We start from the raw sequence: 11,084 nt of genomic DNA on the forward strand, positions 1-11,084 counted from the left end.
CCCCCGCCACGCCGCCGGCGTGAGGCCGGTCGCCTGGGCGAAGCGGCGGGTGAAGTGGCTCTGCGAAGCGAAGCCGCAGGTCAGCGCGATCTCGGCGAGGCTCGTCCGTCCTTCCGCCAGCAGCGCCTTGGACAGAAGATCCTTGGCCTTGGCGATCCGCCGCTCGGTCACGTAGCGGTGCGGCGGCACGCCGAAGCTCGCCTTGAACATCTTGGCGAAGTGGAAGGTGCTGAGACCCGCCTCGTCGGCCAGCACCTCGAGGCTCAAGCCCTCGGCGAGGCGTACCTCGATCAGCTCCGCGATGCGGCGCCTGACGGCCGGCGCGAGGCCGCCCGTCACCGCCCGCGCGCCGCGGCCGGCATGGCGCCGCAGCAGGGCGTGGAGCAGCAGGTGGCAGGCGGAACCGAGCGCCATCCGGTCGGCGCCCGATTGCCAGTCGAGGGGCAGGACGGCGCCGCGCATCAGCATCGCGGTGGTCGGATCCTCGGCAAAAGTCAGCTCGCGCAGCGAGACGGCGCGGGGATCGACGTCGAGGGCGCTCACCGCCTGGTAGGCCAGGGTCTCGGGCGCGACGTAGAGGTGGAGCATCCGTAACCGACCGCCGATCAGCCACCGGCTCTCGTGGCCGGCCGGCAGGAGGCAGAGCTTGTCCGGCCCGCCGCCCGATACCGCGCCGTCCTCCCGCACCACGCCCTCGCCGCCTTCGAGATAGAGGCTCAAGGTATGGTGGTCCGGCCGGTCGTAGCGGGCGCGGTTGTCGCGGTTCTGCCACTCGGCCAGCGACAGCCCGCGGCCGATCTCGGCGCTGCGCAGGAGCGCCGCACCGGTGCGGGAGAGGGCATCGCGGACGTCGGGGTTCGGCTCGGTCACGGTGTGGGCCAGAAGGAAGTCGCCATGGGACCGTAGCGGGCGCCCGGGGCGTCCGGCAACGGGCCGGTGCCGCGCAGGCGGGAAAAGCCCCGAGAAAAGTCCCAAGAATCGGCAACGCCGCCGCCGGAACCGGGAAGCCCGAGGGCGCCAGGCCGGCCTATGCCGGGGGCTCAAGCCCACCGGAACCCGATACGCCGTGACCGCCTTCCTCTACGCCCTGACCGTGCTCATCTGGGGCACGACCTGGATCGCCATCAAGCACCAGCTCGGCACCGTCGCCTTCGAGGCGTCGATCGCCTACCGCTTCGCCCTCGCCGGCCTCGTCCTGGCCGGCGCGCTCGCCCTCACCGGACGGCTCAAGCCCATCCCGTGGCGGCACCAGCCCTTCGTGCTGCTGCAGGCGCTCTGCCTGTTCTCGTGCAACTTCGCCTGCTTCTACCTGGCGACGCGCTCGGTCCCGAGCGGGATCGTCTCGGTGGTGTTCTCGGCCGCCACCGTCTTCAACGTCGCCAACGCGTATCTCTTCCACCGCCGCCGCCCGGCGCCGCGGGTGCTCGCCGGGGCGGTGATCGGGCTTCTCGGCATCGCCTGCCTGTTCCGGGACACGCTGCTGGGCACCGCCCTCGACCGGGACACCGCGTTCGGCCTCGGCCTCGCGCTTCTCGGCACCTGGTTCTTCTCGGCCGGCAACCTCGTCTCGGCCCGCAACCAGCGCCACGGATTGCCGGTCGCCACGGTGAATGCCTACGGGATGCTCTACGGGGCTGCCCTGGTGGCGGTGGTCGCGGCGTTGCGCGGCGTGCCGTTCGGCTTCGATCCGTCGCCGGCTTACGTCGGGGCGCTCCTCTACCTCGCGATCCCCGGCTCGGTGATCGGCTTCACCGCCTACCTGACCGTGGTGCACCGGATCGGCCCCGAGAAGGCCGCCTACATGACCGTGCTCTTCCCGGTCGTGGCGCTCACGATCTCGGTCTTCGCGGAAGGGTACCGGGTGACGCCGCTCGCCGCCCTCGGCTTCGCCCTGGTGCTCGCCGGCAACGTCGTGGTGTTCGCGCCGCTGCAGGCTCTGCGCGCCCGACGAAAAGGCCGCCCGGAGGCGGCCTGCAAGGCGTGATCTTTCTGACGGCGGGGAGGGGCGTTGGAGCCCCTCCACCGGGCGATCAGCCGACCTTCAGCGCGCCGCGGCCGAGGTAGCGGGCCTGGCTGCCCAGGCCTTCCTCGATGCGGATGAGCTGGTTGTACTTGGCCAGTCTGTCCGAGCGGGCGAGCGATCCGGTCTTGATCTGCCCGCAATTGGTCGCGACGGCGAGGTCGGCGATGGTGGCGTCCTCGGTCTCGCCGGAGCGGTGCGACATCACCGCGGTGTAGCCGGCGCGGTGGGCCATGTCGACGGCGGCCAGGGTCTCGGTGAGCGAGCCGATCTGGTTGACCTTCACCAGGATCGAGTTCGCCGTGCCCTTGGCGATGCCCTCCGACAGGCGCGTGACGTTGGTGACGAACAGGTCGTCGCCGACGAGCTGGCAGCGGTCGCCGACCTTGTCGGTCAGCGCCTTCCAGCCGGCCCAGTCGTCCTCCGACATGCCGTCCTCGATCGACAGGATCGGGTAGGCGTCGACCAGCTTGGCGAGATAGGCGGCCTGGGCCTCCGGATCGCGGGTCTGGCCCTCGCCCTCGTAGACGTACGCGCCGTTCTTGAAGAACTCGGTGGCGGCGCAGTCGAGGGCCAGCACGATGTCGCGGCCCGGCTCGAAGCCGGCGGCGCGGATCGAGTCCATCACGAAGTCGAGGGCCGCCTCGGCCGAGGGGAGGTTCGGGGCGAAGCCGCCCTCGTCGCCGACATTGGTGTTGTGGCCGGCCTTCTTCAGGGCGCCCTTGAGGGTGTGGAACACCTCGGCGCCCCAGCGCACCGCCTCGGCGAGCGAGTCGGCGCCCACCGGCATGATCATGAATTCCTGGAAGTCGATCGGGTTGTCGGCATGCGCCCCGCCGTTGATGATGTTCATCATCGGCACCGGCAGGATCCGGGCCTGGGTGCCGCCGACATAGCGGTAGAGCGGCAGGCCGGAGGCCTCGGCGGCGGCCTTGGCGACGGCGAGCGAGACGCCCAGGATCGCGTTGGCGCCGAGACGGGCCTTGTTCGGCGTGCCGTCGAGCTCGATCATCGCCTCGTCGATGGCGGCCTGCTCCTCGGCATCCATGCCGCCGATGGCGTCCAGGATCTCGCCGTTGACCGCCTCGACGGCCTTCAGCACGCCCTTGCCGCCGTAGCGGGACTTGTCGCCGTCGCGCAGCTCCACCGCCTCGTGCGCGCCGGTCGAGGCGCCGGAGGGGACGGCGGCGCGGCCGAAGGAGCCGTCCTCCAGGAGGACGTCGACCTCGACGGTGGGGTTGCCCCGGCTGTCGAGGATCTGGCGGGCGGCGATGTTGGTGATCGCGGTCATGAGAGGATCTCTCGGGCAGGCTTTACAGCGTTCGCGCGGCTTATCGGCCAAGATGCCGCCTGCGGCAAGCCGTCCATGGGTCGTGGAGGCGGCAAGCTGCCCATGGGAGATGCAGGCGGGAGGCCGGAGGGAGGCACGCCCCGGGCGATCCGGCGCGGGTCGAGCGGTTTCGCGCCGGCCCGCGCGGGTCTATAGGGCGGCCATGACCCAAGACATCCCGCAACAAGACATCTCGCAACACGCCCGCCAGCTCGGGCAGCTCAGCGCCCAGCCGCGCTCGCCCGACGAGGCCCAGCTCGACCGCGTGCCGAACCCGCACCCGGACACCGATTACTGCGCCCGCTTCACCGCCCCGGAATTCACCTCGCTCTGCCCGGTCACCGGCCAGCCCGATTTCGCCATCCTGGTGATCGATTACGTGCCGGATCAGTGGCTGGTGGAGTCGAAGTCGCTGAAGCTCTACCTGCACAGCTTCCGCGATCACGGCGCCTTCCACGAGGATTGCACCGTCGGCATCGGCCGCCGGCTGACCGCTTTGCTCGAGCCGCGCTATCTCCGTATCGGCGGCTACTGGTACCCGCGCGGCGGCATCCCGATCGACGTCTTCTGGCAGACCGGCACCCCGCCGGCCTCGGTCTGGCTGCCCGACCAGGGCGTGCCGCCCTACCGCGCCAGGGGCTGACGCACGATCAGAGGCTGACGCACGAAAAAGGGCGGCCGGGTCGCCCCGGCCGCCCCTCACGAACCGTTCCGGTCCGCGCTGAAACCTTAATAGCCGTAGCCATACCCGTAGGCCGGAGCCGGGGCGCCGTAATAGCCGTAGCCGTTGCGGCGGGCCGCATCGGCCGCGGCGGCGGCACCGATCGCGCCCACCGCGGCACCCGCGATGCCGAGGCCGACCGCGGCGCCCGGCGAGATGCCGCGGCGACGGCCGCCATAGGCGTAGGGCCGGCCGACATAGCCGCGGCCGTAGCCATGGCCGTGATGGTGACCGTAGCCGTGGCCACGCCAGCCCTGGGCCTGGGCCGGCGAGGGGGCCACGGTGGACAGGGCGCCGAGGGTGACGGCGAGGGCCGGAATGATCGCCAGCTTGCGCATCGTTGATCTCCTGCTTTCGTTCAAGCCATATGACCCAGGCAACGACCTCGGCCGGGAAGAGTTCCCGCAATCGTTCCGCCGGGCCAGCCCGTCCGGCTGGCGCGGGATCGCGACCCCGGCAGCCGCGACGGTGCGGTGTGACTGACCCTGATCCTTGCGTCCGGCGCCTGAACTCCGGCTGAACTTGCCGTTCAGCCGGGATCGTCAGCCGGGATCGTCAGCCGCTGCGCGCCAGGCGCCGGGCGGTGGCGAGGCCGAGGACCAGGATCGCGGCGGCGCAGAGCGCCAGCGCCGGCAGCTGGCCGAGGGCTTCGAGGCCCAGTCCCATCACGGCGACGCCGAGGGCCTGGCCGCAGAAGAACGAGAAGGCGTGGAGCGCCACCGCCGAGGCCCGGGCCTCCGGCGCCACCTCGGTCACCTGCACCTGGAAGGTGTTGTGCAGCATGTAGAAGCCGAGCCCCAGAGCCGTCAGGGCCGCGGCGTCGGCCTGCCAGGAGCCGGCGAGGCCGACGACCATGAGGGCCCCGCCCGAGACGGCGCCGCCCGCCATCAGCATCCGGGTCTGGCCGAGGAAGCGCAGGAGCAGCCCGACGGTGAGCGAGTAGGCGAGCCCCCCGGCGGCGAAGCCCGCCAGCACCAGCCCGGCCTCCTTGGGGCCGCCCTCGCCCCGGGCCTCGATCAGGTGGGCGAGGTGCGGGAAGATGCCGAACACCGCGATCGCCTCGACGAAGACGGCGGCGAACAGCACCCGGGCGCGGGGGTTGCGCAGGATCGTGCGGTAGCGCGCGAGCGCCGGGGCGAGGGCGAAGCGCCCGCTGGCGGCGCGCAGGCGACGGGCGAAGCCGAGGGCGACCCCGGCCAGGCCCACCGCCCCGACCCCGGCGGCGAGCCAGAACACGCCGCGCCAGCCGATCGCGCCCTCGATCAGCCCGGCGATGGTGGAGCCGGAGAGCTGGCCGAGGATCACCGCAACGAGGAAGCGGCCGATCGCCACCTGGCGCTGCGCCATCGGGATGCGGTCGCCCATCATGGCGAGCGAGAGCGGGATCACCCCGCCGGCCGCCGCGCCCGCGAGCATGCGCAGGCCGAACAGGGTGCCGATATCGGTCACGGCCGTGCAGGCCGCCAGCGCCAGGGTCAGCACGAACAGGCAGGCCACCACCACCCGCTCCTTGCCGAGGGCGTCTCCGACCGGCCCGAGCACCGGCTGGATCAGCGCGTAGGGCAGGGCGAAGGCGGTGGAGAGGAGCGCCACGGTGGCGGGCGGGCTCGCGAGATCGCGGGCGAGCACGCCGACCAGCGGCTCGACCACGCGGCCCGCGAAGGTGCTGGCGAAGCCCCCGGCGGCGAGGACCGCGATCAGGCGGGAGGGCGAGTCGCTGGCGGCGCGCATGACCGCCCTCGTCAGCCGCCGGCCCCCTCGGCCTCCCTCGCCTTGGCGAGACGGTCGAAGGCCTGGAGCTCGGCGAGCAGGGCCGGCATCCGGCGCAGCGGCACCATGTTGGGCCCGTCGGAGGGCGCCCGGTCGGGATCGGGATGCGTCTCGATGAACACGCCCGCGACGCCCACCGCCACCGCCGCCCGGGCCAGCACCGGCACGAATTCCCGCTGGCCGCCGGAGGTGGTGCCCTGGCCGCCGGGCTGCTGCACCGAGTGGGTGGCATCGAACACCACCGGCAGGCCGCCGCTCACCTGCGCCATGGTCGGCAGGGCGCGCATGTCCGAGACGAGCGTGTTGTAGCCGAAGGAGGCGCCGCGCTCGGTGAGCAGCACGTTGGGGTTGCCGGCCCCGGTGATCTTGGCCGCGACGTGGGCCATGTCCCAGGGGGCGAGGAATTGCCCTTTCTTGACGTTCACCACCCGGCCGGTGGCGGCAGCGGCCAGCAACAGGTCGGTCTGCCGGCACAGGAAGGCCGGGATCTGCAGCACGTCGACGGCTTGCGCCACCTCGGCGCAGTGGCCGGCCTCGTGCACGTCGGTGACGACCGGCAGCCCCAGGGTCTCGCGGATCTCGGCGAGGATCGGTAGCGCCTGGCGCAAGCCGATCCCCCGGCTCGACCCGACCGAGGTGCGGTTGGCCTTGTCGAACGAGGACTTGAAGACGAGGCCGAGGCCGAGAGCCGCCGTCATCTCCTTGAGGGCGCTCGCAACCTCCAGGGCGTGGCCCCGGCCCTCCAGGGCGCAGGGGCCGGCGATCAGGCTCAGCGGCAGGTGGTTGCCGAAGCGGACGGAACCGGCGGCGACGGTGACGGGCGAGGGGGATTCGGTCGGCATGGTCCCGAGGGGTAGCGGGTTTCGGCGGGCGCGGGAAGGTGTGGGGGAAGAGGAGGCGAGGTCGCCGGAGCGCGCGGCTCGTCCCCGCAACTGCCGGGACACGGCGGGCCGAAGGTGCCCCGCCTTCTCTGCGCCGGTGGTTCATCCCCGCGCCTGCGGGGAACACATGATCGACCCCGGCGACGGGCTCGGCCCCCGCGGTTCATCCCCGCGCCTGCGGGGAACACACCGCGGCGACCTCGACGTGTCGCTGCACTACCGGTTCATCCCCGCGCCTGCGGGGAACACCTCTCTACGGATGGGCATGGCTACTCCTCCGTCGGTTCATCCCCGCGCCTGCGGGGAACACCAGGCGACCACCGAATGGGACGGGCGCCTGATCGGTTCATCTCTGCGCCTGCGGGGAACACCTCCCCGGCGCCTAACTAGACGCCGGGGTTTACGGTTCATCCCCGCGCCTGCGGGGAACACACACTGAGACGTGACCTTCACCCGGTCACCGACGGTTCATCCCCGCGCCTGCGGGGAACACCCGAGGAACGGCCCGAGGCCCGGCGGACCGGGCGGTTCATCCCCGCGCCTGCGGGGAACACCTCACGGTCGCCTACGCCGGCTCGCCCACGGACGGTTCATCCCCGCGCCTGCGGGGAACACGAGGGGATCGAGGAGGCCGCTAAGCGCCCCGTCGGTTCATCCCCGCGCCTGCGGGGAACACCCGGAGTGGAAGGCGCCGACGGCGTTCGGCGCCGGTTCATCCCCGCGCCTGCGGGGAACACCGCGGGAATTTGATCACCCCGGTGCTGCCGATCGGTTCATCCCCGCGCCTGCGGGGAACACGGATCGGGGATGGCCGCGCGGGCGTCCGCCGGCGGTTCATCCCCGCGCCTGCGGGGAACACACTGTCCACGTCTCCACGTTACAACGTGGTCACGGTTCATCCCCGCGCCTGCGGGGAACACTCCCGCAGAAGCATCATGTCCGGCTGCTCGACTGGTTCATCCCCGCGCCTGCGGGGAACACTACGCTGACGCTCGTGCCGGCGCGGCTCGGTTCGGTTCATCCCCGCGCCTGCGGGGAACACCACCGCTCCTTCGCCGCCGTGAGGCCCCAGGCCGGTTCATCCCCGCGCCTGCGGGGAACACTATACCCGCGCCTCCGGCAAGCCGGTGACCGGCGGTTCATCCCCGCGCCTGCGGGGAACACGTGATCGGCTACAACGAGGCCATCAAGATCACCGGTTCATCCCCGCGCCTGCGGGGAACACATCTACGGCACGGCGGCGAACCAGCAGGTCGGCGGTTCATCCCCGCGCCTGCGGGGAACACGAGCACGCCTTGCTGAAGGCGTCCAAGATGGGCGGTTCATCCCCGCGCCTGCGGGGAACACGGCGAAGGCCAGGGCAGCGTCCCGCGCCCGGGCGGTTCATCCCCGCGCCTGCGGGGAACACTAGACGAGGCGGCCATCCCACTCGGTCTGCACCGGTTCATCCCCGCGCCTGCGGGGAACACGACAGCGTGATCGGGCCGAGCCGCTGCGGGTTCGGTTCATCCCCGCGCCTGCGGGGAACACGAGCCCGGCCTGGCTCTCGTGCACAGCCTGCACGGTTCATCCCCGCGCCTGCGGGGAACACACGGATCAGGCTCTCAACCGTCACCTCCGTGTCGGTTCATCCCCGCGCCTGCGGGGAACACAGCCACTCCCCGTCCGGCGTGGCGACGCAAGGCGGTTCATCCCCGCGCCTGCGGGGAACACAGGGCACCATCCTGCAACGCTGCGGCCCTGAACGGTTCATCCCCGCGCCTGCGGGGAACACCCGGCCGCCTCAGAACGGGCGTAGGCGGCCGACGGTTCATCCCCGCGCCTGCGGGGAACACCCCGGGCGCGCTGTTTCGCCGGGCTCGCTTCTCGGTTCATCCCCGCGCCTGCGGGGAACACATCGGGTTGAGCATTCCGGTGATCTGCGCGGCCGGTTCATCCCCGCGCCTGCGGGGAACACGCCGCCGTGGCGCAGATGAAGGCGATGCTCAACGGTTCATCCCCGCGCCTGCGGGGAACACATTCCCGCAAACCCGCCAAGCGTACTGTTTCGCGGTTCATCCCCGCGCCTGCGGGGAACACCGTGGAATTGCACGAAAATCAGCTTGAGGCGGCGGTTCATCCCCGCGCCTGCGGGGAACACTGCCGCGACCATCGCGTGAACCGTCATGCCTTCGGTTCATCCCCGCGCCTGCGGGGAACACGATATTGGCCGGCACTTCTACCGGTGTTGAGCCGGTTCATCCCCGCGCCTGCGGGGAACACTCTTCGTGGAAGCGCCTGATACGCCTCACCTTTCACGATATCAAAGAACGCACCGACGTTTCCGCTCCGTTCCGCCGGCCCGATTCGGCATCCCGGATGGGCCCAGTGATGCCCCGGATCGGCCCCCAACGCCAGACTTCGTCGGGCCGGGGCTCAGAGCATGAGACCGAGCCGCGTGCCGTAGGTCAGGACGAGGGACCCGCCATCCTCCGCCACCAGGGTGCCCTGCCAGGTGCCGTCCGGCACGGGCTCCAGGGGGAGCAGGATCACGGCGTCGTCGAAGCGGCTCCAGCCGGCCCGGGCCGCCGCGGCGGCCTCGTGCCAGGACGGGGCGGGGGCGTGGTGGCCGCGCAGCTTGCGCACAGCCACCGCGACCTCGGAGAGGGCCCAGGCCAGGCGGAGGTCGGGAGCGGGGTGCCAGGGGACCAGCCGGTCGCCCTCGACCCGGGCGAGGCGGAGCGTCCGGCTCTCCTCGGCGAGGCGGGTCGGCACCGTGCCCTCGTCGGGCCAGGCCAGGCCGGGCCGGTAGCCGGCCGTGAAATCCAGCAGGACGCCGTGGGCGGCGGCTTTCTCGGCCCCGGCCCGGCCGAGCGCCTCGTAGTAGTTCCGCTCCAGCGCCTTCGGGAGGTCGGTCTCGTCGGTGGAAAAGACCGCCTCGATCGCCGGGCGCACGTCCTCCGGCACGCGGAAGGCGGGGCGGGCCGCCAGTTCCCGCGCGGTGCGCCACAGGATCGCGTGGTCGCGGTAGACATGGGCCGCGCGGGGAAAGGCGGCGGAGACCCAGTCGGCGGCGACCGCGCCGGCCGGGTCGGGCGAGACCACGACCAGTTCCGGGCCGGGGATCGGCCGGGCCCGGCCGGTATGGCGCCACAGGCGGCCGGCGCGCTGGAGCACCGAATCGACCGGCGCGAGATCGGTGACCACGAGGTCGAAATCGAGGTCGAGCGAGCTTTCGGCGACCTGGGTCGCGACCAGCACCCGGCCGCGCCGCTCCTCCGGCATCGAGGCCTTGCCGAACCGCGCCCGCACCCGCGCCTCGACCGCGAGGCGGTCGCCCATGGCGAAGCGGGCGTGGAAGAGGTCGGGATCGAGGCCCGCCGCCCGCAGGGACGCCGCGCCCTCGACGGCATCGTCGACGCTGTTGCGGATCCAGGCGACGCAGGCCCCGGCCTCGGCGGCGGCGCGGATCCGGGCGAGGGCGGCATCCTTGTCCCGCACGCGGGTGACCGTGAGGATGCGGCACAGGTCCGCCCGGGCGGCGAGATCCGTCTCCACCGGGTCCTGCCCGGGCGCCAGCAGGGTCGCGAGCGGGTAATGGGCGCCGGCAAGCGCCGCCCCGGCCGCGCCGGCGGCGCGGCGCCAGCTCGTCACCAGCCGGGCCTTGGCTGCGGAGGGCAGGGTGGCGGAGAGGATCACGGTGGTTCCGCCGCCGGCGGCATGGAAGGTGACGAGTTCGGCGAGCTCGGCGCCCACATAGGCGTCGTAGGCGTGGGCCTCGTCGACGATCAGCACCTTGCCGGCGAGCCCGGCGAGGCGGACCGTGCCGTAGCGGTTCGGCAGCACCGCCAGCACCGCCTGGTCGATGGTGCCGATTCCGAGATCGGCCAGCAGCGCCCTGCGGCTCTCGCCGGCGAGCCAGGCCGTGGCGACGGCGCCCGATTCCGGTTCCTCGCCCCGGTCGGCCCCCGGCTCGGGGGGCGGAAATCCCGCGGCGGCGGCGCGGAAGCGCGGGTGCAGGCCGGCCCGGCCATGGGCCAGGGCGAGGGACGGTCGGGCGCCCTCCGCGTAGAGCCGGCCGGCGAGGGGGGCGATCCGGTCGACCATGGCGTTGGCGGTGGCGGTGGTGGGCAGCGCCAGATAGAGGCCGTCGGCCCGGCCGGCGGCGAGCAGCCGGTGGGCGAGCATCAGGGCCGCCTCGGTCTTGCCGCCCCCGGTCACGTCCTCGATCAGGATCAGGAGCGGCCCGTCCGGCAAGGCGACCGTCTCGGCCCAGGCCTGGATCGCGGTCGGCGGGTCGGGCAGGCCGGACAGACGCGCGAAGGCGCGGCGGGGGCCGGGGGGGGGCGGGACCATGCCGGCACCGCGCAGGGGCGCCTCGCC

The 11,084-nt window shown here is 72.6% G+C and carries 8 protein-coding genes and 1 CRISPR repeat array; of the genes, 2 read left to right on the forward strand and 6 right to left on the reverse strand.

Annotation, left to right across the window (positions count from 1 at the left end):
- A partial coding sequence (locus tag VQ03_RS11770; protein ID WP_245292053.1) for a helix-turn-helix transcriptional regulator occupies positions 1 to 870 on the reverse strand: 870 nt, incomplete at its 3' end.
- 196 nt (positions 871 to 1,066) lie between these two features.
- Between VQ03_RS11770 and VQ03_RS11775 the strand changes: the two genes are divergently transcribed.
- Complete coding sequence (locus tag VQ03_RS11775; RefSeq protein WP_048451068.1) at positions 1,067 to 1,984, forward strand: DMT family transporter; 918 nt, start codon at positions 1,067 to 1,069, stop codon at positions 1,982 to 1,984.
- Between the two features lie 46 nt (positions 1,985 to 2,030).
- Here VQ03_RS11775 and eno read toward each other — a convergent pair whose 3' ends face one another.
- A complete protein-coding gene (eno, locus tag VQ03_RS11780) occupies positions 2,031 to 3,311 on the reverse strand; it encodes a phosphopyruvate hydratase (RefSeq protein WP_048451069.1) in 1,281 nt (426 codons plus the stop codon).
- A gap of 202 nt (positions 3,312 to 3,513) precedes the next feature.
- On the opposite strand from eno, the gene queF reads away from it, so the two are divergent.
- Entirely contained in the window at positions 3,514 to 3,993 is a 480-nt protein-coding gene (queF, locus tag VQ03_RS11785) for a preQ(1) synthase (protein ID WP_048451070.1), read from the forward strand.
- Positions 3,994 to 4,079: 86 nt separating this feature from the next.
- On the opposite strand, the gene VQ03_RS11790 is transcribed toward queF, so the two are convergent.
- The 4 genes from VQ03_RS11790 to cas3 form a co-directional block, all read right to left on the reverse strand.
- Positions 4,080 to 4,409, reverse strand: coding sequence for a hypothetical protein (locus VQ03_RS11790; protein WP_048451071.1), 330 nt, complete (start codon positions 4,407 to 4,409; stop codon positions 4,080 to 4,082).
- A 217-nt stretch (positions 4,410 to 4,626) separates the two neighbouring features.
- Positions 4,627 to 5,802 (reverse strand): MFS transporter, encoded by a 1,176-nt coding sequence (locus VQ03_RS11795; protein WP_048451072.1) that lies wholly within the window; start codon positions 5,800 to 5,802, stop codon positions 4,627 to 4,629.
- Positions 5,803 to 5,813: 11 nt separating this feature from the next.
- Positions 5,814 to 6,683 (reverse strand): 3-deoxy-8-phosphooctulonate synthase, encoded by an 870-nt coding sequence (gene kdsA, locus VQ03_RS11800; protein WP_048451073.1) that lies wholly within the window; start codon positions 6,681 to 6,683, stop codon positions 5,814 to 5,816.
- 137 nt (positions 6,684 to 6,820) lie between these two features.
- Positions 6,821 to 8,984: a CRISPR direct-repeat array (repeat unit 29 nt; unit sequence CGGTTCATCCCCGCGCCTGCGGGGAACAC).
- Positions 8,985 to 9,137: 153 nt separating this feature from the next.
- The coding region (cas3, locus tag VQ03_RS11805; RefSeq protein ID WP_048451075.1) for a CRISPR-associated helicase Cas3' at positions 9,138 to 11,084 on the reverse strand (1,947 nt) is incomplete at its 5' end.

The sequence above is a fragment of the Methylobacterium tarhaniae genome, assembly GCF_001043955.1.
In the GTDB taxonomy this organism is placed as follows: domain Bacteria; phylum Pseudomonadota; class Alphaproteobacteria; order Rhizobiales; family Beijerinckiaceae; genus Methylobacterium; species Methylobacterium tarhaniae.

What these genes read in the sequence shown, in the direction of transcription:
- eno (WP_048451069.1), bottom strand. Translation starts at nt 3,311, where the DNA reads ATGACCGCGATCACCAACATCGCCGCCCGCCAGATCCTCGACAGCCGG.
- queF (WP_048451070.1), top strand. Translation starts at nt 3,514, where the DNA reads ATGACCCAAGACATCCCGCAACAAGACATCTCGCAACACGCCCGCCAG.
- VQ03_RS11790 (WP_048451071.1), bottom strand. Translation starts at nt 4,409, where the DNA reads ATGCGCAAGCTGGCGATCATTCCGGCCCTCGCCGTCACCCTCGGCGCC.
- VQ03_RS11795 (WP_048451072.1), bottom strand. Translation starts at nt 5,802, where the DNA reads ATGCGCGCCGCCAGCGACTCGCCCTCCCGCCTGATCGCGGTCCTCGCC.
- kdsA (WP_048451073.1), bottom strand. Translation starts at nt 6,683, where the DNA reads ATGCCGACCGAATCCCCCTCGCCCGTCACCGTCGCCGCCGGTTCCGTC.